Source organism: Psychrobacter pacificensis (assembly GCF_018336615.1).
In the GTDB taxonomy this organism is placed as follows: Bacteria; Pseudomonadota; Gammaproteobacteria; order Pseudomonadales; family Moraxellaceae; genus Psychrobacter; species Psychrobacter pacificensis.
Window position 1 is genome coordinate 1,596,891 of record NZ_CP048752.1, and the last position, 23,738, is coordinate 1,620,628.

Annotated in this window: 15 protein-coding genes, 1 tRNA gene and 5 pseudogenes; 9 read left to right on the forward strand and 12 right to left on the reverse strand. The window is 42.1% G+C overall.

Features of this window, described 5'->3' with window-relative positions; translation table 11 throughout:
- Window positions 1-19 precede the first annotated feature (19 nt).
- Window positions 20-4,534: a UvrD-helicase domain-containing protein gene (locus GYK50_RS06795; RefSeq protein ID WP_212563555.1), complete on the reverse strand. Its 4,515-nt coding sequence runs from the start codon at window positions 4,532-4,534 to the stop codon at window positions 20-22.
- Window positions 4,535-4,606: 72 nt separating this feature from the next.
- Window positions 4,607-9,094 carry an exodeoxyribonuclease V subunit gamma gene (locus tag GYK50_RS06800; RefSeq protein ID WP_212563556.1) on the reverse strand — a complete coding sequence of 1,496 codons (4,488 nt, stop codon included), beginning with the start codon at window positions 9,092-9,094 and terminating at the stop codon, window positions 4,607-4,609.
- 405 nt (window positions 9,095-9,499) lie between these two features.
- Here GYK50_RS06800 and GYK50_RS06805 point away from each other — a divergent pair, with 405 nt between their 5' ends.
- From GYK50_RS06805 to GYK50_RS06825, 5 genes and pseudogenes are all read left to right on the forward strand, one after another.
- Window positions 9,500-10,000, forward strand: a complete 501-nt coding sequence (locus GYK50_RS06805) for a hypothetical protein (protein WP_212563557.1) — start codon at window positions 9,500-9,502, stop codon at window positions 9,998-10,000.
- Between the two features lie 73 nt (window positions 10,001-10,073).
- Window positions 10,074-10,907, forward strand: a complete 834-nt coding sequence (locus GYK50_RS06810) for a hypothetical protein (RefSeq protein WP_212563558.1) — start codon at window positions 10,074-10,076, stop codon at window positions 10,905-10,907.
- Between the two features lie 70 nt (window positions 10,908-10,977).
- Window positions 10,978-11,053: transfer RNA gene (locus tag GYK50_RS06815), tRNA-Arg, on the forward strand.
- A gap of 145 nt (window positions 11,054-11,198) precedes the next feature.
- Window positions 11,199-11,558, forward strand: a pseudogene (locus GYK50_RS06820) (integrase arm-type DNA-binding domain-containing protein); the annotation flags it as partial.
- 437 nt (window positions 11,559-11,995) lie between these two features.
- Window positions 11,996-12,523 (forward strand): hypothetical protein, encoded by a 528-nt coding sequence (locus GYK50_RS06825; protein ID WP_212563559.1) that lies wholly within the window; start codon window positions 11,996-11,998, stop codon window positions 12,521-12,523.
- Window positions 12,524-12,653: 130 nt separating this feature from the next.
- Here GYK50_RS06825 and GYK50_RS06830 read toward each other — a convergent pair whose 3' ends face one another.
- From GYK50_RS06830 to GYK50_RS06865, 9 genes and pseudogenes are all read right to left on the reverse strand, one after another.
- Window positions 12,654-13,163: a hypothetical protein gene (locus tag GYK50_RS06830; protein ID WP_186474518.1), complete on the reverse strand. Its 510-nt coding sequence runs from the start codon at window positions 13,161-13,163 to the stop codon at window positions 12,654-12,656.
- Window positions 13,160-14,701: a DUF637 domain-containing protein gene (locus GYK50_RS06835; RefSeq protein WP_212563560.1), complete on the reverse strand. Its 1,542-nt coding sequence runs from the start codon at window positions 14,699-14,701 to the stop codon at window positions 13,160-13,162. The genes GYK50_RS06830 and GYK50_RS06835 overlap by 4 nt, the downstream gene beginning before the upstream one ends.
- Before the next feature lie 189 nt (window positions 14,702-14,890).
- Entirely contained in the window at window positions 14,891-15,376 is a 486-nt protein-coding gene (locus tag GYK50_RS06840) for a DUF305 domain-containing protein (RefSeq protein WP_058025818.1), read from the reverse strand.
- A gap of 27 nt (window positions 15,377-15,403) precedes the next feature.
- Window positions 15,404-15,934 (reverse strand): annotated as a pseudogene (locus GYK50_RS12895) (copper resistance protein B); the annotation flags it as partial.
- A 12-nt stretch (window positions 15,935-15,946) separates the two neighbouring features.
- Window positions 15,947-16,426, reverse strand: coding sequence for a hypothetical protein (locus GYK50_RS12900; protein WP_420070442.1), 480 nt, complete (start codon window positions 16,424-16,426; stop codon window positions 15,947-15,949).
- A 25-nt stretch (window positions 16,427-16,451) separates the two neighbouring features.
- Window positions 16,452-18,152, reverse strand: coding sequence for a copper resistance system multicopper oxidase (locus GYK50_RS06850; protein WP_071001534.1), 1,701 nt, complete (start codon window positions 18,150-18,152; stop codon window positions 16,452-16,454).
- Between the two features lie 117 nt (window positions 18,153-18,269).
- Window positions 18,270-18,911 (reverse strand): annotated as a pseudogene (locus tag GYK50_RS06855) (DUF411 domain-containing protein).
- A 135-nt stretch (window positions 18,912-19,046) separates the two neighbouring features.
- Window positions 19,047-19,640 carry a c-type cytochrome gene (locus tag GYK50_RS06860; RefSeq protein WP_071001532.1) on the reverse strand — a complete coding sequence of 198 codons (594 nt, stop codon included), beginning with the start codon at window positions 19,638-19,640 and terminating at the stop codon, window positions 19,047-19,049.
- Between the two features lie 86 nt (window positions 19,641-19,726).
- Complete coding sequence (locus GYK50_RS06865) at window positions 19,727-20,005, reverse strand: hypothetical protein (RefSeq protein WP_071001531.1); 279 nt, start codon at window positions 20,003-20,005, stop codon at window positions 19,727-19,729.
- Between the two features lie 189 nt (window positions 20,006-20,194).
- Between GYK50_RS06865 and GYK50_RS06870 the strand changes: the two genes are divergently transcribed.
- From GYK50_RS06870 to GYK50_RS06880, 3 genes and pseudogenes are all read left to right on the forward strand, one after another.
- A complete protein-coding gene (locus tag GYK50_RS06870; RefSeq protein ID WP_071001530.1) occupies window positions 20,195-20,917 on the forward strand; it encodes a heavy metal response regulator transcription factor in 723 nt (240 codons plus the stop codon).
- A gap of 1 nt (window position 20,918) precedes the next feature.
- Entirely contained in the window at window positions 20,919-22,388 is a 1,470-nt protein-coding gene (locus GYK50_RS06875; protein WP_212563561.1) for an ATP-binding protein, read from the forward strand.
- Window positions 22,389-22,543: 155 nt separating this feature from the next.
- Window positions 22,544-22,732, forward strand: a pseudogene (locus GYK50_RS06880) (IS3 family transposase); the annotation flags it as partial.
- A 39-nt stretch (window positions 22,733-22,771) separates the two neighbouring features.
- Here GYK50_RS06880 and GYK50_RS06885 read toward each other — a convergent pair.
- Window positions 22,772-23,401, reverse strand: a pseudogene (locus GYK50_RS06885) (IS3 family transposase); the annotation flags it as partial.
- Between the two features lie 246 nt (window positions 23,402-23,647).
- Here GYK50_RS06885 and pqqA point away from each other — a divergent pair.
- Entirely contained in the window at window positions 23,648-23,722 is a 75-nt protein-coding gene (pqqA, locus tag GYK50_RS06890) for a pyrroloquinoline quinone precursor peptide PqqA (RefSeq protein ID WP_075107140.1), read from the forward strand.
- The last annotated feature ends 16 nt before the right edge of the window (window positions 23,723-23,738 follow it).

The window sequence follows — 23,738 nt, forward strand, 5'->3', positions numbered from 1 at the left end:
AGTCGTTAGGTATGATCTACTAATCAGGTACACCAAATAGCGCATCTAAACCTTTGATAAATTCGATTGGTATATCCCACGTCACGAGTCCATAACGGCCGTTGTATGGTGATTCGCTCGTTTTAATAGCCTCTTGTGATACGGTATCGACTGCTTGAGCGTCGGGGCTATATACCCCTCTTAGAAAGACATATTCTACCGCCCCTAAATACCTAGACTCATTGCCTACATAATCAGCAATTCTCATCGAAAGGAATCGATGCAATGCTACTTGGTAAATTGCTGCTTGTAGCCAATACCCTGCTTTGGACATGGCTTTTTTAAGTGTAGTTTCATTATAATCGCTTAGGCTATTTCCTAAAAAATTACTCTTATAATCGACCACATAGTACTTGCCAGCATACTCATAAACCAAATCAATCTCACCACGCAAGTAACGATACAAGTGCGTTCTATTTTGCGGTACAAGATTGACATGCTTGTCTGTCTCATCCGGTAGATACTGTTGAAATAACTGACTGATATCCTCTGCTTTAAAGCGCTCTGACAGCCCCATATTGAACTCTAATTCAGCAAAGCGTTGCTCTTCGTTGAGAGAATAAAGTGGCTGATTGGACGCTAGCAGCGGAGTACGCAACACCTCTTCAATCCAAGCAATCAAGGCCTCATGCTTTGTCGTATCTATCGACTCAGAGTCAAATGAGTCACGATCTCCTTCCCCCTTTACCTGTGACCTACGGCTTTGATGTTCAGCACTGCTATACACCAGCGGTAATTGATAACTACTTACCGCTCTATCGATCACCCCAGACCACTGGGATTTATTAGTGAAATCGATTTTTTCAAATATCTCATGTAAAAACGTACCTGCATTAGCACCTTTTACAAAGGTAAAGCGAATATCCTCTTCTGACTTGAGACTTATCTCATCAATTTTTTCGAGAGACGTATTACTATCAAGGCTACTATTAGGATAAGGTTCTAACGACATTGCAGCGTCTGCCATATCAATGTCTATCGCATCATCAATACGCTCATCAACAACAGCCATTGCTTGCGTTGATTCGTCTAGCTGACGAGCCAAAGCCGTAAAGCTGGTCTTAGCCCAACCATAAAAATAACTCGTTTTCATGACATCAGAAAAAGGAACATACTCAATCGCTTCTGCCGTGGGCTCTATGGTAAGTTTGGTATCTGTTGACGTTACTGTCTTAGTATAGTGACTATTATAGAACTCATTAATATTATGGCCTCTAAGCATACCTATCGTGCCTTTTAGCCTATCAGGTAATTCAAACTTTGCGTCTACAGAGTCAAACCAGTAAAATACTGGCTTCAACTCAAATCCTGTCTTATTACTAGGATCTCGCAACACCACATAAAGTTGTTCGCTAGCCCGCGTAAATGCCACATAACCAAGTCGGCGCAGCTCATCAAAGCCTTCTTTTGTTTCGATATCAGTATAATAGTCCTCTACCGTAGCAGAGCCTTGCAATGGTGAGAAGCGGCGCTGATTACCTATAAATTGATCCTCTGCTGATTGCTGCACTAACGCTGAAGGCGCTTGCTGGACGTTATATAAATATAGACCATACTTCTCATTATTACCTGATTTCCTACTGGCATCTCCCATACCCAGTACATAGACTATCGGAAACTCAAGCCCTTTTGATTTATGAATGGTCATGAGCTGCACGCCAGACTCTGTGGGTAGCGGATACTGCTTGGCCCAATCGCTGTTGGGTGCAGCCTCTATGTGTTGTCTAAACCAAGCCAAAAGCTCATGCTCACCCATACCTAGGCCATACTGTGCCAATACGTCCATGATATGACGCAAATCCATAATATGTCGATCACCTTCTGGATGAGCGGCCAGTGCTTGCCAAACGCCTTGTGACTGTATGGGACTTTTATCTAGTAAGTAATGTAGCGCCGACAAAACACCAAAATGCTGCCAGCGCTGTGCGCCTTCTTTTAGATACGTAATAAAATCTTGATAGCTCTTTTTATGTTCTCTATTTTGAACATCGCTACTATTTGAGTTGATACCATTAAGTCTGTCGTCACTCTCAGCCACGCCTGACTCATGATCCGTCATCATAGCTTTGATATCGTTGATACTTAGGCCATATAGATGGCTGGTCAAAACCCGATTAATCATGTCATGACGATACGGGTATAGCATGGCGCTCAGTAGCGCTGCGATATCCTCTGCCATAATCGTCTCGAATATACTGACATCACTGGTAGTCAGGGTTGGGACGCCCAGTTTTACCAGCTCGTCTTCAACCTGCTTTAAATCTTTTTTGGTACGTGCCAACACACCGATATCACTAGGCTGAATCGGCCTATCTTTTAATGTCTGACCACTGCTGAGCAAGCTAGCAATATGACGAGCGGTGATTTCATACTCATCATAATCAAGCTCACCATCTTTACCATTAGGCAGGTGCAAGAGGCTCACCGGCTGAGCAGAAAGCACCTCCGTCACCAAGCTACTATCTTTTGCGTCTGAATCCCTAAACCAAGATAGTTTACTCTTGGCTTCCTCACCTTCTTTTTCTTTCCTAGCTTTCGTATGCTGGTAATAAATATCACTGCCCAACTGTGCCAGCTTGTTGTCAGCAGTCGTTGCTGTCGGCATACCAAACCAGCAGTTTAGTGCATGAATCACCCCTGCATTTGAGCGACGGTTGGTGTTGAGCGTCCAAATGGTACTTTTGTCAAACTGCCCTTTCATATAATTATAGTTGGTCACGTCACCGCCACGGAACCCATAGATCGCCTGCTTTGGGTCACCAACCAGTAGCAAAAACTCATGGCTGGATTTTTTAGTAGTGGATTGCTTGTCATTATCCGACTGTTTACGTTTACGCTTTGGCAAATAGATACTTTCGATCATAATGGCTTGCTCGCCATTGATATCTTGCGACTCATCAATTAATGCAATGGGGTAATGGTGACGTATATAACGTGCTAGCTTATCGCCTTGCCGACCTGTTAGTGCTTGGTTTAAGCGCACCATCTGCAGACTAAAGGTGGTCTCCCCTCGCTCCTCTAAAATCACTGGCAGTCTATTGCGTACCGCAAGCACGATATGACGGTTAAGGTTGGCTAAAATAGTAATGATGTAACTATTAAACTGTTGAATATATTTATATAGCTTAAGCATCATCTGAACGGATTTAGTACTAATAAACCTCACTCTTCCTTGTTCTTTGTCTGCTAAGAATCCAGATTCCTCTGAGTCATCGTAAGTAGCTTTGAGTTGTTTTAAAAAATTTAATTGTGGTTTAGATAAGCTTTGAGAAAAGGATAGTTGCTTATTTTGAATAAGATCTTTGAAATCTTGATAAAAACCTAAATTTTTAGCAACACTTTTACGATTATCGAACCCTTCTTTTTTTCTAAAATCTTTATCAAGATAGGTTTGAATGTCATTAAAGTCAAAATTACAGAACTGATTCAAAAATTCTTCATAATTTTGGATATCAAACTCAATAGCCCTCATCTCATCAATCGGCGCAGAAATAAAGTTCAGCGAGCGAGAAACGAATTTTTTATGATCCCCTACTGCAGTCAGCTTACCTTGCTGATCCATAAGCGCATACAGTTTGGGCTGCTCATGATACAAACGGCTTTGAAACTGACGCAGCTCATCATGGATAATACTATCGGTAACCTGCTCGATACTACTGTCTTCTATAATCGCCATGCCTTGCTGATGACCGGTTTCACTACTGTACTCGGTCAGCCACTTTTGCGCCAAGCTATCGAGCGTCCCGACAAACAGCTTATCCAACGTGGTTAACACTAATGCAGTACGCCGGATCGCCTCCGCCATCGGATAGCTATACACATGATCTAATAGATAACCGACTAAATGTAGGTTAATGGGATCGTCCATAATAGCGTTTAAGCGTGCATGTTTGGCTTGCTCTTTTAACCAATCTTCACGCGCTTTTTTGACTTGCGCGCGCTTTTCTCGAGCCACCTGCTGAGCATGTTTATGGTCATGGTCAATATCTTGATTAAACTCATCAGCCTCTGTTTTAGCATTTGATTCGATACTTGAGTCGTTGCTTGTTGGCTTATCCTTGTTATTCTTGTTATCGCCCCTATCAGGCAGTACCTGCAATATATTGGGATATAAGTTATCTTTGTTCTTGGTATCTGCACTCAGGTTATTGACCCATTGTAATAGCTGATAAAACTCTACCAAACGATCATGGATACGCTGACGCATCTCGGCAGCGGCGGCTCGAGTAAAGGTGGTGGCAATGATTTGCTCTGGCGCACGCCGTGCCTCAATCAGTAGGCGCAGCACAATACCAGTCAGCGTCCACGTTTTACCTGTACCCGCTGAGGCTTCGATAAGGTGTCGACCCGTTAATGCAACCGCAACCGCCGGTGCTATTTCTTCTTTTTCCTCAACTATAGCCCCTAAGTCACCCGAAACATCTGGATGATCGTCAGATAAATTTGGTTGTACAGTAGGTTCAATAATGTCGGTTGTGTCAGTAAAATCTGTCATATAAGCGCATACTTTTAATTATTATCTATAAAATCTAGAGGATAAAAAGAAAACTAAAAACAACTGCTATAGCTAATTGTCTAACCCATCTAATGCGGTAAACATCGGCCTATACAGTGGTTGCGCCAAGGTGGTCAACGCTGCTGATAAGGCTCTAAAGGCATCTTGATCACGCAGTACATATTGCCAAATAGCATGCTGCGAGCAAGTGTCGTATACCGTATCTAAATGATCATCAGACCTTAACCAATCTTTAAAATCTGCTCGTTTTGGCCAATAATTGCTATTTTCATTATCATCTGCTTGCGATTTTGAGCACTTAGCCAAATAATTAAGCGCATATTCAGGCAGTAATGTGATGGGTGTTTGACCCGATAGATTGCCAAAAATCGCCCACTTTATTAGCTCCAGTACCGCATCCTCATAGACGATTGGGCTTAGTTTAAATGCGATGACATTTTTGTAGGCATCTACTTTTGAGCTCGATTTATTAAAACGCCAAATACTCACGCCATCATTTGCTGCCACTTGCTCAGCCGTGGTGCATCTGGCTACTTGCCAGTATAGATGGGACAACCAAAACTTAAGGAGATGTTTTGGACTGGCAGAATTAGGCAGTATATTTAACCATTGCTTAGGTGATTGCTCGGCATAGGTCATGCCTGCCTGAATATGAGCGTTTTTATCATCGTTATCTGATGATACTGATAGCCTTGGCGTTAACAGCGGCACTAGGCCTTTTATTTTGATAGATTTTGGCAGTAATGTAAGCCATGCGTCTGTGTCTATTTGACTGTTTGCGTCGCTATTTACACGATTAAGTATAGCTGCCAGCTCTATCTGAAAGGGGTGCTCTGCGGTGGGTGTCAGTAAATGCAAAGCTGTCATATCCTCTGTTCTACTTATATCTGTTCTACTTATATTAGGTACGACACGCTCACCAAAACCATTAGCGATCAACTGCTCTTCAAACTCTAGGCACTGCTGCTGTAATTGTTGTTGTTGATTGGGCAACGTGGTTTGGCGTGCTACCCCTGCTGGTATAATTTTTTGATACATCAACGTTGAGCTATCTTGCTGGACCTTATTGTCAGTACGCTTATCGGCGGCCAGCCTTTTAATCAAATGATCTTTAATCTGATAAGTTGTCAGGTGATCCAAAAACAACGGTTCCTGATGCGCCATCGCTTCCTCACCTTGTACCACATGCACTTTTTGAGACCGTAAAAACGCTTTGGCAGGATGGCGCACTTGATACACCAGCATACCCTCAATATCTATCTCGCCAATATTAAATACGGTATCACGCACCATTCGGGTGAGCGCCTGAGTCCTATCGCTCATATCATTAGCAGCAGTAGAAGTATCGAGTCCCAGCATATTGGCTAATGTAGACACGATTTGATGATTTATGTTCCCCAGTCCACCCAAGCGATGACCCAGCATTTGAGCAATGGCTTCGTACTGTGTTTTTGTGGGCAAGCCAATCAGTTGTGGATGCTCGCTAGATCTTCTTTTCTGTAGTGTCTCAAACACCGCTTGCCACAGCGGCGCCGGAGGGAATTGTTTTTTCTGAGCCAGTTTGGTTTTGCGCATGGCTTTATTTAGCAACCTATCTAGCTCATCGGCTGCTGCAGTATCAGGGTTGCTATCGCTAACATCATTAGACGTATCAGTTTTTTTCTCAGAAATCCCTTCAATATCCGCTTCAAACAAGCTTTTGTGAAAAGGTAGTGCTGGATGCTCAGTGACCAGCCACTCTTTGATGAGCTTTGGTAAATAACGCTTAAGACTCTCTGTCGTTGGATCAATACTTTCAGGCAAAGTATCAAGCGAGTTGACCTGCCACTGTACCTCACCTTGTAAGAACTGTAATAATTCACTTACTGGGTTCGCTGGTAGATGCTCATGAGTGTCGGTCAAGCTTTGTCCATTGTAGAATATCCAACACGCACTACGCGCACATAGTAGCGCATCCAAAAATGCCCCGTTATCATCATCCTCACTGACTCGATCGCCGCGCCGTGAATTGGTCGCTTTCATCAAGTCATATCGGTTGTCACGGTCACGCCCAGGAAACTCAGAGAGATCCATGTTGAGCATCACTACCAACTCAAATGGTACGTTGCGTAGTGCACCAAATCGACCAAAAGTGATCACGCCAGTTGGCTCAGCACTGACTTGCTGGCTCTCAAGCTCAGCTTCGATACTGTCTAGCATAAAGCTCAGCTTGAGCGGTAATTGCTCGACCCCTGCCAGCCTTTGCTCCACCTCTACTCTATTGCTATCACCACTAGAGTATTGTCTATAATGACGATTGGCACGTAAGCTCGATTTAAAGCCATTCATCGCATTATAGATAGCGCGCATCGTACGTGTTTGATCAACATCGCCAAAGTATCGATGAATCACTTGGGTCTCAATCTGATCGAGCCAATCTTCCGCTTTCATTTTTTGTGTATGGTCATCACGCCTTGCCACCAAACCAGCATAGATACGACAAAGCGCTTCTACAATCATGGCATCATTTAGACTCACTTGCGCGAGTGGTAAGCTCATCTCAGGTACAGCTGTACTTGGCCATTCATCTTCATGCAAAGGGTATAAACAATCACTCAGACCCGCCTCTGGCATAATTAAACCCAAAGTCAGTCTGTCTAACGCTTGTGCGAAGCTAAAGCGATAATCATAGTCATTGACGTCTAGGGTCTGCTTTAGATGCAGCTCATCAAACCCGCGGATAAAACCAGCTTCCACCAACAAATCACAACCACGGCTCATTTGCTCATGGGTCAACCCAAAACTCTCAAATAAGGGTGGCAGCATCAGCCAATCTAAAACCTCAGCCGCTTCAAAACGAGCGCTATGACTGCCAAGCAGCTTATAAAACCCAATAATCGCTTCCCATAACTGGCGAATATCAGCATCGACAACACCAGTCACCTTCGCAGGCAAGGTCAGGCCATCTTGTCCCCTGCCATTGACGAAAATAGAGCTAATTAGCGCATGATGACGCTCAACATCAGGTAGCAACACCACAATGTCTGATATATGGCGCTTTTTCTCACCAGCTTTGATGGGCTCATTGAGCCAGCGTCCAATCATAATGCGCAGTACTTCAAGTTGGCGCTGTAAATTATGACAAGAATGAATGCTTAGGCTATTATCTTGAGAAGAGATAGCCCAAAAACGGTCTTTTTCAAAGCGCTTATTCTCTAGTACCTCATCGTCGTACCATGACGTTTCTTGCTCAAAATCCAATGCTATTTGGTTGCTGACGGCCTCTGAGACTTTTGCGGCTGTCGCTTGTTGGGTTGATTGCTCGTCAAGCATCAACACATCGTTTTGCAAACGGCGCAATAAACTTGGGCCGTTTTCTGCTGCTTGCAACCTATCGTCGTTATCACTATTACTGGCACTGCCATCGATGACGCTACCAGTTTCATCATCAAACCTATCACTAAAGTTATCTTGCCACTCCACCAGCGCCTCTTGGTATTGCTCATTACCTGACAAATTGGCCAACATAGCAAAAGTATCACGAGACTGTTTGCCTAAACGCGACAGTAAACTGTGCCCGTAATCACGTAAAAACACGCTTTGGGGATTAATAATCTGCTGACGCTGTAGCCACGCTTTATCAACAATATCTGCCCAAAATAACTTTGAGGGATTGTAGTGTAGTAACGTGATGTCCATATATTTCGACAAGCGCTGCAAAAAATCAAGCTCAGTCTGTGGCAATTGCTGAATAGTAAAAATACGCAATACTTTGGGCAACTGCTCACGTTCATTTGCTTTATCATCTTCTAAGGCTGACCAAAAGGTATTCTCAATGGCCATGCGGTGCTGATGTACATCCGCAAACAAATGCGACCACAAAAAACGCTGTGCAATCTCAAGCTCTACATAGTGTGCCACTAGCCACTCAGGCGTACCGCGTGCATACTGATCAAAACGTAGGGACAACGCATCTTTATCTGCGATCAGCTTATCTACATCAAGTGGCTTATTGTCCGACCATAGCGCCAGCCAATCCTCACGGTGAGTCAAGTAACGGTTAAACACCCTTGCCAAGTCACTTGCCAGTTGCCAAATGCGCGCGTCTTGTTGCGCCTTATCTTGCTTGACCCCTTCTTGCGGCTCGTCAATCAAAGATGCCAACAATGGGTTCACAGGATGCGTGTCATCGTTGACAATCAACGCTTGATAGTAAGTTAGGTAGCCGAACAGGCGCCACTGCATCACCGTTGGCGACAGCACAGCAACTTCAGGTACATTCAAGGTTGCTGCTTCAGGATTAACCTCTAACAAATAGGCATTATGGCGAGTCAACACATCCTGCATAAGTGTCCACTGATACTGACCCCAAAATTTGGTACGCACCAATGTACTGATGCCAGCACGGCTAGCAATGGTTTTATCCAACCAGTCGCCCAATACCATTGACGGTACAATAACAATAAAAGGTTCAAAAATGTTCTGACTCTTTGACTGATATTGCACCAGTAGTTGGTCAACGAGATTTTCGGTACGATGTGACTGAATGATAGTAAACATAGACAATAATCTGATTAGAATAAGCGTAAGCGCTGAGAGCTACTGTTGGTTACAGCTAACCTGTCAATCACTACGCTTGTAATAAAAGTGCCACAGAAAGTAGCAGTGAAGCCCGAATTGATACTCATCAATACATCTTTGGCAGTCGTCACTGTAGTGCATTTCTGCTAGCATTATATGATGTACAATACGCTTTTATAAGCCACGTATATGCTCTGTCAGTGTGCCACTGATATTCGATGTTTACCAGTATAGATATCAGTATTATACTATCTTGCGACATCTAATGTCGCTTTGTGGCACTGCTTATAATTATGATAATAAAATATACATTGCCGCTCTTTTAAGTTATTTTCTATACCTTATCTAGACCTAATATCCATTATCACGAGATGATTTAACATTATGCCTTTGCGTCCTATTGATGCCGTCTTTGTTCATCCGAAACAACGTCTATACGTTGTTTACTATCGTGGTGAGCTATGGCAATTACCGCGTATGAAAATCGATGATAAATCATGGCAAAACAGACGTCCTTATACTGACGATAGTAGCTCCCTTTATCTGAGCATTCACCAAGCCATCAGCGATCCTGTATTGGCACAAAAATTACGTACATTAGATTTGCCTATTGCAGTGCGTGGTAGCACCTTATCACGTTTTGAAGCGTGGTGGGAGGCGCATGGGTTTAAATGGCTAAAAGACAAGCTTATGATCGGTCAGTCGCCATTGGCTGCACATCAAGCGACAGCCTATGCAAAAGCGATTGATAGCCAGCCTGCCTCGCCCGGTCATAACCGTACTGAGAATAAAACCCCAGCGTCTATGTCTTCTTTTGTGAATACAGATGTGTTTGCAGAGATGCTGACTGAGTTAACCAATGAAGTATTCGATCAAAAGCTTTGACGCAAGCCATATATCACCTATAGTGTCTTATGTAAATTTTGAACTGAATCCATTAATAAAAGAGCGGTAATATATGAAAGACTACAAGCTGCTACTGGCTGGGCTAATTTTATTGCTGCTAGCAATTTTTATCGCTCTGATTGCGTGGTTGTGGACCCACAATCGTAAAAGTATAGATCCGCTACCTATCATGGCAAGTGAGAATGAACCTAAAGCTGCCAAAGGCGATAAGACTGCCAAAACTGTGCCTGATAGCATCCTGTATGTCCGTGCAGCAAAAAGCCTGCAAGTGCCATTGGACGATATCATTGTCAGTTTTGAATCTCGTTATCCTCATATTCAAGTGTTAGCAAGCTATGTGGCACCAAACACACTTTTAACCTTATTAGATAATGATATCAATGCTAACAACGACAGCGACGCCGCTTTTAATACAGACATCATTATCGCAAATGATAGGCTATCGGCAGAACGTCTCGCGCAACTACAAGCAAAGCTGACAGCGTCTCAACACCAAGATAACCAGAGTAAGGCAAACGCCAATACAGTTATTACAGAGGATGAAACCGATAGCGAAAATACTGATAGTGAAAATGCTAATAGTGAACAGGCAGCTACCGAGAACGATAATAAAGAGGCACGTACACTAACCTCCTTTAATTATGCCTTGAAAGACAAGCAAGAACTCGAAGGCGTTATTTTGACAGACCGTACGGTTGCCGTTAGTTTTCGCAACTTCTTACTCTCAAGTACGGGCCAAGGTATTTTAGAGAAATACGATTATTATAATATTAATGGTTATAAGAATAGCGTAAACGACTTGTTTCAACCAACATCACGGGCAAAAAAAGAATCAGGCGATAATCCAGTAGATGTCGCTGATGCTCTTAGCAATGGAGATAAATGACAAATTGCCTCTATTTGTCTTTTGTTGATTGCTTTTATGACTGCTTTTTCCTACAATGTCACCCCATAATGCGCCTATAGCTCAACAGGATAGAGCAGTTGCCTCCTAAGCGATCGATCGGGGTTCGAGTCCCTGTGGGCGCACCACATGAATATACTGAAATACCCCTTAACGCCCCTCCATCAAGGCTTTTAGGGGTTTTTTATTGTCCAAAACTTACCTTATATACCCATAATTACCCCTTGCTTACTGTAAAAACGGTAAAAAACTGTCAACCCCCTTACCAATACTCAAGTCGATAAGGCCAAGCCTTTGGATAAACCCTATACCTTAACCGATGGCGGTGGTCTTTATTTACATATCAGTAAGGCCGGCACAAAAGCATGGCGCATTGACTATACGACACCTATCACAAGAAAACGTGTCACAGTAACACTAGGTCAATACCCAGAGATCACTTTAGCAGCTGCCAGACAGATGCGGACCGATATTAAGTATCATCTTGCTAACGGTGATGATCCACGCGATATCAAAAGAGATGAAGAGTTCAAGCAATTGCTTAAGTCTAAAAATACATTCGCTATGGTTGCTGAAGAGTATATGAGCCGCAAGACTCATATAGCCCCCTATACTATAGTTAAGTCTAAATAAAAACGATACAGGATAATAAATTCATTTGATTAAACGCTATTTTTCTTGCTTGCTGTGACTACGTCTCCAGAGGCTGCGAAAAATAGCGTTTAATCTTATTGTATCGATTTTATAGTGAACCGACTATATCAAAAATAACTATAGGCAGCTGAAACGGCTAAATGCATACCTTGGCATCATGCCTATAACTGATATCAAGCCCATGGATGTATTAGAAGTTTGCAGATCAGCTGAGGCGTAAGGATATATTGAGACAGCGGTAAAGATGCGCATAAAAGTTTATTATGTCCTAACTATTACGATAATTTTTAACAAAAATATTACTGATTGAAAGATAAAAAGGTAAACTATAAACGTCAATTTTTACCAATGAATGTTTTTAAACAGTGATAAAAGACAATTGCTATTAATTGAATTAATTCTATTGAGGATAAGTGATGAAGTGGACTGTGTTGGTGTGTGCGTTACCGTTTTTGACTGCTTGTATAAGTATGAAAAACGTAAAAGAGCTACCAGCTGAGCTAATTTATCAGCCGCCAGTATCAGACGCAACTGCAACTATCATGGGTAAAATGGAACCACGACATACCAGACTCGTTGGTGATCGTATCGCCTTTATTATGGAGATTGATGGTAAACGCGTCCCTAAAGATAAAAAAGAGACTTACAGCGATACTTGGGATAATGTCTACCCGATTACTACGGGTGAGCATACATTAACCGTCACTTATCGTATGGCAGGACACTATACTCTACCGACTAAAATTACCTTTGATGCTGAAGCAAACACTAACTATCAGCTAGATTTCGCTACTGATATTGGTACTGCTTGGTTTAGTAAAGATAGCTATGTTGACTTTTGGATCAAAGACAAAGCAATAGAGAAGCCCGTGACAGAGGTGGTACGAACTGCGCCACCACCTGAGCCAAAGGTTATTTCTTATCCGATTATTATCAATAATTGATTTAGAGAATTGTTAGAAGTAACTCTGGTATTTGATCAGAGTTACTTACGATGTTTTTGCACTGTTAAGTAAGTAATGGTATACAAGCTATAGGTTAGATGTCACCATTTCAACCTTACTTAAGGGTGGTTTAAGACGCTCTAGAATTTAAACGCTTAAGATAGGCTTTACGACATTGACTAGAATCTGTCCAAGATACACGTACAAATAGATAGTTAATTATACCTTTACCTAATACAGTATAATCCTTATTTTCTTGATTAATAATAAGGTTATATTGATCATAGCAATATTCCTGCTTGTTAGAATCTTTTGTAAGTATTTTTTTCCAAATTTTTTGATCAGTGATATTTTGCATTAATTGATGAACAGTTATTTGAGTTGGATTTTCATAAACTTTGACTGCAGACCTAACCACATCTTTTGATCTCTCAGTATTCCGATCTGGAGTAGGAAGCCCTTTAGTCACATCATCTAGTAATGAGGTGACTTCTTGCATTGATGGCCTGTCTTCTCTTGACGGCGTTTCACCACCAAACCCGATAGACCCGTCTATATAAAACGTCCACCAAATCAGTAAAAAAAGCGATATCACCCCTGTAATAAAAACGGTTCTTACAATAGAGATCACATTTTTCATTTCTTAATGCCTAACAAGGTTAGCACTTGCTGCCGTTTTTGTGCAGATACTTGGACCATGTTACCACCATTCACCCCAACTTGACTGGAACCTATGCCGTAAGTAAATACCTTATCCTTTGATTTGGTATATATACCACCCAAACAAGCACCATGACATATAATCCCGCCTACAGAACTACCTTTAATCACTTCGTCAATATCAGATGCCTCCATTCCACCCCCTAAAATACTGCCAAAGTTCACAGATGCTGACACACCTACAGGTCGAGTTACCTTACCATTAGATGTTGAGACTGCCTTTGCTAATTCACTTATATTCAAATTAATACCGACTTCTGGTACAACTGAATAGTAAGTTTGCCCATTCTTATTTATTTTCTCAACACCAGTAACCCACATGTTACCATTTTTGTTGTTGATGACTACTGTATAGCCTACCATACCGGCATTAAAGCTAACGATCGTCATATCGTTATAATATTCATGTACCGCTGCAATGTTGTCAGGAAGCCTTTTTATAGCTTCAAGCTCTTTTTTAGAAAAATTAGGGTCTCTAATATCTTCATTAGGGAACCACATCTCGAGTTCTTGAAGACTATTGTTCTCAACTGCAGTTCCGGCACTATTGGCTGCTATATCTACATCAACACCTGCTAACATGGCTATAGTACCCGCGGATAATTTAGCAGCGTTAGTAATTTTTGATATTTGTTCAGGAGACAAGTTGCCTTCTGCGCCCAATTCAACCATATAATCACCAACCATTTCACCAACGATGGCACCTAAGGCTCCAGCATCACAGTTTTGATTCTTAGCTTTAGCGGATAAACAACCTACACCTCCAGCTGCCAACTTATGTGCTAAATTACGAGCTAAGTCACCAGCCCTGTCAGAATCTATATCTTTAGTTCCGTGAGCAAATGCCTCAGCTGATAATATATCCACCAGTGAACTACTCAAACTATTTTTTAAAGCCTCTTCAAAGCTTACACCATTGAAAGCGGCATCAGCAACGGCATTTGTAAGACCTCTACCAATACCGTTTGCTAAATTCTTTGAGAAATCATAGTCAGGGCTACCTGCAAGACCCAATTTAGCGCCTACGCCTGCTGTTAACGCTGCTGTCGCCATATTACGTATGGTATCGCTACTCGCCATATCTTTTAACGTTTTACTAATATTACCCTTGTTATTAATAAGCATAATAACGGCTTGCGTTTGCAAAGCTATACCAGCAGCATTAGTAGCCACCATGGATGCGGTAAGGCCGCTACCTGCTGGACCTGCAGCGACAGTGATAGCAATAGCGATTAAAGCCGCAGCACCTGACGTCAAACCCTCTTGTGTATAGTCCCAGTTCTTCTGAATCAGATCGACTTGTACCCAATTGATATCGTTATCTTTGTCCAGTGTCGCAAGGTACTCATAACCCGGTTGTTTAGAAAGATTAAGAGCAATCTTTCCTAGTTCTTCTTGGCTTTTTTGTATATTCGTTTTGGCTTTATTATTAGCATCAACAGTAACTTCAACTGGCACAGCTACTGTCACACCACCTGGTGAGGTGATCGTTGGGACCTGATTAAACTTAGGTAACGAGGCCGTTGTTACCTTCTGGCACTTTGTCGTATTTACTACTTGTGATATGCGCTTGCTTGGCCACATGTTTCATAAAAACGACTCCTTAAGGACAATGTGTAAAGGTTCAAACAGCGATATCAATACCCTTTATTCCAGCTCATCAATCAACTGCTTCATTTCATCAATTTCACGCTTTTGTGCTTTTATAATATCGTCAGCAAGCTGCTGCACACGCGGATCTTCAATATCAGCACGACTACTGGTGAGAATAGCAATCGAGTGATGCGGTATCATGGCCTGCATCCAATCGACTTGATTAACCGTTGCTTGCGATCTCACGCCCCAAATGCCGACAGCAAACATCAATACGCTCAGACCGTAAATCATCAAGTTAATCTTGGTCTTCTTATACATATTAGTCATAAATGCCAACATGACGACTGCCATACCGGCACCCATGTAGAGCGCCATATAAGCCCTGGTTTCACTAAAGTAAATGTGATCCCACTGGTAGGTATTGAAGTACATCATGATATACATCACAATCGTAGACGTCACAATCATCAGAGTGAACTTTACATAAGGGTTCATGCCCTGTTGATGATTCATGTTGTTTTGATCTGAAGCATTCATAGTATATCTCCTATTATTTTAATAATATTAAAACCAGAATTTAACCCCCGTTGTCAAACTACTGCTATCAACCGGTTCATTATGTTGACGTCGTTGACCACGAGCCTTGCCAAGCGCTGTCTCATAACTCATACCGATGTAAGGCGCGAGTTGGCGACTGAATGTCTCATAAGTAAGCCTGACCTCAGTTTCCATCTCATTAAAGCCCTTGGTAATGTCATTATCATGGTCATCTTTACTAAAGGCAGTCAACCCCACCTCCGGTATAACTACCCAATGCTGATCCAAACGCCACTCGTATTCTGCGCCCAAATCAAGACGAATCTGACCATCGGTATATAAGTACGCCCTAGCGTCCGTTTCGATAAAATATGGCGCGGTACCGACAATACCTGCCATCACTGCAGATTTGTCGTTTTCAGTATCGTAAGCGACACCGGCCTCACCGTTCCAAAAGATACTCAGTGGTTTCCAATAAGCGAGCGAGCTCAAGCTATCGATTTCTTTATCATCTTTGGTCTGAGCACTACCTTCGGTACGTAGCCTTATACGATTACTATCCGTACCGTACTAACCCGTCGCTTCGAAGTTGATTTGATCGTCATCAAACTGATAGCCCAAGTCGTCTACTGACACTCCCCATAACGGCATGCTGCCCATCATCATTGGCTTACCATACTGCCCGTAGGGAACCCCATTTGAATAGTCTGGACTACGAGCATCGGCTGGTGGTTCACCACCCTGCATGCCAGACATGTTCATACTGCTATGATCCATGCCAGACATATCCATACTGCTGTGATCCATGCCAGACATGTCCATACCGCTGTGATCCATACCAGACATATCCATACCGCTGTGATCCATATCAGACATGTCCATACCGCTGTGATCCATATCAGACATGTCCATACCGCTGTGATCCATATCAGACATGTCCATACCGCTGTGATCCATGCTCGGCATCTCAGCAGCATTTGCTAACGGTGACATTAATAACATCAAAGACGACATGCCAATAAACGGTAGACCTACTTTATATATTCTCATAATAAGGCTCATATTCGAAGGTTTATTAAACAACGGCAACTTCTCTGAACATGCCGGCTTCCATGTGATAAAGCAGATGGCAATGCCAAGCCCATCGTCCAACTTCACCCGTCACATCAAAGCTAATCTTTTGCGCTGGTTGAACCACAATCGTGTGTTTACGTACCTGAAAGTCTCCGGATGGCGTTCGTAAGTCACTCCACATTCCATGCAAATGCATAGGATGATTCATCATCGTATCATTCACTAAAGTAATGCGTACACGCTCATTAGGCTTAATATTTACAGGCGTTGCATCTTTAAACATAACCCCATCTAATGCCCAGATATAACGCTCCATGTTACCCGTTAAATGTAGCTCGATCTCTCGGGTAGGCTTGCGCTGCTCCGCAAATATTGCCTCATCGACAGAGCGCAGCTGACTGTAATTCAAAACCTCTCTGTCAATATTACGCAGGTTGATACCTGGGTCATCAAGGTTCATACGTGGACTGTCGACACGCATATCAGATTTAAAGTCATATTCGGTCTTGGCATGCTTTGCTTTGTAGCCTTTGTCACCCATCGCACCCATCATATCAGCCATGGTCAGCCATTCAACCTTGTCCATCGCAGGTATCGCAGGACGAGCGCCTTTCTTGGTCGCAAGCGTGGTCGCGACATAGCCTGAACGATCGATATTTTGGGCAAATATCGTATGTGCATCTTGAGTAGGCGTGACGATGACATCATAGGTCTCAGCCACGCCAATGCGGAAATCATCAATTGCAACGGGTGCGACATCAATACCATCGGTTGCCACTACAGTCATTTTGAGACCAGGTATGCGCACATCAAAGATGGTTTGTGCTGAGGCATTGATAAAGCGCAGTTTAACAGGCTGTCCTGCTTTCACTAACTGCGTCCAATTGGCGGCTGTCGTCTTACCATTCATCAGGTACGTAAAGGTCTTTTCACCAGATAGATCGGTAAAATCTGTGGGCATCATGCGCATCTGATTCCACATTTTGCGCTTATCATAAGCCGCTTCTAGGTCTGTAGCTGCAATATCAGACAATAGCTTCTTAAAATCTGGTAAATGATAATTGTCAAAATCTGCACGTTGTTTTAATAGCTTGAGTAAATTATGTGGGTCACGGTGTGTCCAATCACTTAATAAGATAACATGGTCTTCTGCGACTGGGTGACGCTCACGGCCTTTTGGCTCAATGACAATAGCACCACGCATACCAGTTTGTTCTTGAAAGCCACTGTGTGAGTGATACCAATAGGTGCCTGATTGTTTAAGTTTGAATTTATAAGTAAAGGTACTGTTCGCGGGAATACCATCGAAGCTGATGCCTGGTACGCCATCCATCTCAAAAGGTACGAGCAGACCATGCCAGTGAATAGAGGTCGACTCATTCATCTGATTATGGACACGGATGGTGACAGTCTCGCCCTCTTGCATCTTTAGCGTTGGCGCTGGTAGCGAGTCATTAATCAGTGTCGCTATACTCGACTTGCCATTGACGGTAATCGGCTTTTTACTGACATAAAGGTCAAACTCATTACCGGTTAAGATGGGTACGATATGGTCGGCTTTGTCACTATTGACGGCGACGTTTTGTTGACCTTTACCGAGCGCACTATTGGCAATAGACGGCAGTGTGGACAACATGGATGCCCCTAACAAGGTAGAAGATCCTGTCAAAAAACGCCTGCGGTTAAGCATAGTTTTATTCATAATTATTCACCTGATTTATATCCATAAAGTGAGAGTTGAGTCTATATTTATCAGCGAAGTCTATGCCTTTGGCCGCTTATTAATAGAGCTTTATAAGCTATTTAAACGATAACCAAGCTAGATTTGCTGCTGCGGTGTGTCAATAGTTGCATAAATAGCTGTTGAGCCATCTTTGTTAAGCTGCATCACTTTATAGGGCATAAATTTATCTTGGTATTCCATACCTGGGCTACCGACTGGCATGCTCGGTACAGCAAGTCCGATCGCATCACTTGGCGGGTTTTTTAGGAACTGCGCCATATACTTAGCAGGCACATGACCTTCGAAAACGTAGCCATCAGTAGTGACGGTGGTATGGCATGAGCGCATTTGCTGGGGTACGCTATAACGGTCTTTAAATAACGATACATCTTCAACATTTTGAGCAGTTGCATTTAAGCCATAGCCTTCAGCATGACTAACCCACTCTTTGCAACAACCACAATTGGCATCTTTATAAACAGTGGCTGAAACATTGTGCAAAACCGCTGATTGAGTGTTTGAATGAACGTTAGCGGGTGCTGTTTTGCTTTCTAGCTTCACCTATGATGTACTTTGCGTAGCACTGGCTGATTCATTTGCAGGCTTTGATTCAGCTGCAATATTAGGCTGACTGCAAGCAGCTATCGTTAATGATAATGGTAAAACAGCCATTTTTGTAAGTATATGACTTGATATAAGACTATTTGTATTTATATATCTATTGATATAGCCTCTCATAAAATCACTCCTAAGCGCCTATCTAGCGATCAATCTATAAGCATTGAAGCCGTAATATTGACCAAGTTATACCGATAAATTTTAAAACTTAAATCATAAGAACAGCACTATGCAGCACTGTATACTCACGAATACTCAATGCTGCATATCAGACTCATTACCTGACATGCCCATATCACTATCAAACGACATATTTAGCGTTTCATCATCTAGCCGAGTCGTTAACATCGTGTACTGGTTTTTGTTCAAATCCGGTAGCGATCTGATAAAAGCCATCATTGCCCACATCCTATCATCATCATGAGAAGCACCCCATGCGGGCATACCTGATGCCATAATGCCGTGTTTTATTGCCCAAAAACCTTTTTTGGCACCGTCTTCACTTTGGTATCGTTTAACGACATCTGCGTCAGTAAAATTTGGTGGTTGTGGATACAGTCCTTTACTCAGGTCTGTACCCGCGACTCCCGGCGACAAGTGACAACCAGCACACATCTCTTTGTAATCTGCGCCACCTGAACTGATCATTTCTGCCTTTTGTAAGTCTGGCACCAAAATATCTTTACTGGCATGTTCAATTGAACGACTACGTGCTGTCTCTAAAAAGTTATAGACTAAGGGGCTATGGGCTTGATCAGCACCGATATTTATCACGCCGCTAGTTATTACAATAAAAATACCTATCATGATGATACAGACGGTAAAAAGTATTCCTAGTAAAAACTTCATAGGTCTGTCCTAAAAATCCATTTTTATTCATATCCGCTTATTGCTCGACCACCTTGTCCAACAACATCAACACGCTATAAACATCTTTAAGAATCATTTTTGCTAGGGATACAATGTTTTTGGTACATCTGCTTCATTTTGCTCATATTGGTCATCATAGCTTTCATGGCCGGATCGTTCATATCCATTTTGCTATGATCCATTTCCTTCATCATTTGCATGTGCTTTGCTATTTTTTCGCAATTCATTTGGTCTTTTTCGGCATGCATTTTTGGATCGTGTGCCAGTGCAGAGGTTGAAACGACCAAGGCTACAGCAGCTGCTACGATTGATTGAGACAGTGGCATTGATTTAAAAAGTGACATAACTCATCCTTGATTGGCTATGAAGTCAGTAGGACTTCAGAATATTAAGTTGCCTTAGAGCATACTGTAGCGATTCTGACAGAGACATGACGACAACATTACAATTCTGTCATCTTGGAAATTTAGATATCTAAAAAGCATTATGCTTTACTATGTTAAATAAGCTGGACAGGAGTAAGAGAAGCTACTATGAAAATATTGCTAATAGAAGATGAGCTAAAACTTGGTGAGTATATAAAAAAAGGCTTAACCGAAGCTGGGTTTATTGTAGATCATCAGCTCACAGGCTTAGATGGCTATCACGCATTGATGACAGAAGAGTTTAGCGTGATATTGATGGATGTCATGCTACCAGACGTTAGCGGCTTTGAGCTGGTACGTAACTACCGAGCAGCAGGTAAGCATACACCCGTATTGTTCTTAACCGCAAAAGATGACTTGAGCGATAAGGTAAAAGGAATTGAAATTGGCGGCGATGATTATCTGACCAAACCTTTTGCTTTTGCAGAACTAATAGTGAGAATAAAAAGTCTATTAAGACGTGCCAATCAAATCGACTACCAAAGTACAACTATGCAAATAGCAGACCTCAAGATGGATATTGCCAAGCGTACGGTATATAGAGGAAATAAGGCAATTAGACTAACAGCGAAAGAGTTCGCTTTATTACAGTTTCTATTAGAACGCCAAGGTGAAGTCCTACCACGCTCAGTTATTGCTTCTCAAGTATGGGATATGAACTTTGATAATGATACGAACGTCATTGATGTGGCGATAAGACGCCTTCGCATAAAAATAGATGACGACCATGATATAAAACTTATTCATACTGTACGCGGTATGGGCTACCGGCTAGAGGCTATCGATACAGCGCTTGATAGCAATCAATCTGACGACACTGGCACTATTTAATATGAAACATCGATTAGATAATCGACGATTGCCTCTACTGTGGCGCACCGTTTTTCTACTCACTGTATTCGTGATTATCTCTCAAGTGATTATTTATGCGTGGGTGCAACGTTCTGTTAGTGGGCACTTTGAACAAATGGACTCTGAGATTCTCACGCATGCAGCTTTTAACCTGCGCAGAAGCATCAATAATGTTGATGCTCAGACAAAGTCAGCAGCAGCTTCAAAATCTCAGTCATTAACTGGCACCAATCATCTACATTCTTCTCAGCGTGATTATGACTTAAAGACTGTCATCGCAAATAAAAACGGTGCGCTATTATCTAGCGATCCAACCAGCTTTGCCAACGACCTACCTTCAGATTTCAGCTTGCCACAATTGTGGCAAGTCTATCGTGATCAACAATTCACGGTTGAGATAAAAAATAGAAATTACAGAGCCATCATCATCGAACACCAAGAGTTGTTGGCACTTATTGCCCTCCCCATCGATGTCCATCACCACTATCTCATGCACTTTAATCGTCAGCTTAGTATGATTTTATTCGCGATCACCTTACTACTGGTGTCAGTAGCTGCATTCAGTGTGTACTGGGGGTTTGCACCTTTAGCCACTATCGTACAAAAAATGAAAAGAATTAACCCTGAAAGACTGGATGAAAGAATAACCGTCAGTGATATGCCTTTAGAGCTACGATCACTAGCACAATCTTATAATTCGATGATGGTCAAACTTGAGAGTAACTTTGAATCTTTGTCTCGGTTTTCAGATAATATTGCCCATGAACTCCGTACCCCAATAGCGACGCTTAGTACGCAAACGCAAGTCATGTTGAATAAGCCAAGAGATGGCAATGAATACATTGAGCAGCTACATCATCAACATGACACGTTAGAGCAGCTATCGGCTATGATTAATAATATGTTGCTGCTGGCAAAAACTCAAAAAGGCTTAAGTGAGTCGCAAATTGGTAATGTAAATACTGAGCGCTTAATGACTAAGCTCGTTGACTACTATGAAATGCTGGCCGAGGATCGTGAGATCACTTTTGAAAAATCGGGTGAATTTGTGACAGTAGTAGGTGATGAAGGTTTGCTTCAGCGATTATTTGCTAATCTGCTGTCAAATGCCATCTATTACGCTGCGAGTGCCAGTACTATCACAGTATCAGCTACCATCATTACCTCAGGCATCGGCCTTGATGGTTCAAAAGAAGAGGCTCTAGCCGCAAAACAACGATTGTTAAAAATCGTCCTAACTAATCGCTTAGACAAACCACTAGAGCAGAGTGAAGCTGAAAAGCTGTTTGAACGATTCTATCGTCATGATAAGACAAGCAGTCAACATTTAGGGACAGGACTAGGATTGTCTATTGTTCGGGCTATCGCCCATGCCCATAAAGGCAAAGTAAATATTGCTATCAAAGATGAGTATTATTTTGAGGTCACTGTAGAGTTATTGATGGTCTAGTATTGACTATCTTCTATGACGCTTGGATTTTATGAACTTTAAAGATCGATGAATTAATAGAATGTTAAGATAGTAATAACAGTACCCTAGTGAGGACTTGAATATTGAACCGCCCCGGGATTGTCGGAGACTCAACGCTCCAAGAAAATACGACAATGAAAACACGAAACTATACCCCTGAAATGAAAGAGGGCGCCGTCCGTATGCTAATTGAAGCTAAAGACGACTACCCATCCACCTGGTCAGCCATCAAAGCCATAGCGCCAAAGATAGGTTGCACGCCTGAGACCCTACGATCATGGCATAAAAAGCACATTGATAAAACCATTCCTGCAAATATTCAAGGGAAATACCCCCAAATTTAAAACACCAAATAAGTAGAACTAAGCTGCCATATTAAGTTTTTGAATCGGCGTAAAGCCACCATTACCCATATTGGGTCTTTCGTTATTATAGTGATACAGCCAAGCTTCAGCCTGGTGCCGCACTTGATCTAAACTATCAAACAGTTCTTGATTCAGTCAATCATAACGCACTGTCTTATTAAATCGTTCAACATAAGCGTTTTGCTGAGGATTGCCAGGCTCAATGTATTCGATAACGATACCTTGCTTAGTTGCCCAATCCTTTAAATCATTGCTGATATATTCAGGGCCATTATCACACCTGATTTGATTAGGCTTACCTCGGTACTCTATAAGCTGGTTTAAACTGCGTATTACTCTTTGAGCCGTTAGTGAGAAATCAACCTCTATGGTTAATGCTTCACGGTTATGATCATCAATGACGTTAAAGAGTCTAATAGCACGACCATCAGTTAAGGCATCGTGCATAAAGTCCATGCTCCAGCTTTGATTGATGCAAGTGGGCACAGCAAGCTTTTGCGGTTTGTCTCGCTTAATACGGCGTTTAGGCTTTATTCTAAGGTTTAATTCAAGCTCACGGTAGATGCGATAAACACGTTTATGGTTATAAGGCAGTCCGAGTACATTTCTTAGATATAAGAAGCACAGCTTAACGTCAACAATTTATTCAATCAAAAATATCTTGCTGGCGAAAATTTTTTTGGATTAACGTATGGCGAGCCTTTAAATGTAGTCGGTAGAGTGACGTATCGCTTTTAGTCTAAATATTAGAGTGTGTTGAGTTTGAAAGTTAACATCTAACAAATTGACATTCAGGGTCGGCTTATAATACCATTGATAATTACTTTCATTCATCTCAACGATGGTCCTATAATAACTTTTTGGAGCAATCCCATGCAGTGGACTAAACCCGCTTTTCAAGACATCCGTATTGGTTTCGAAATCACTATGTATTTTGAAGCACGCTAAAAACTCATAGACCTGA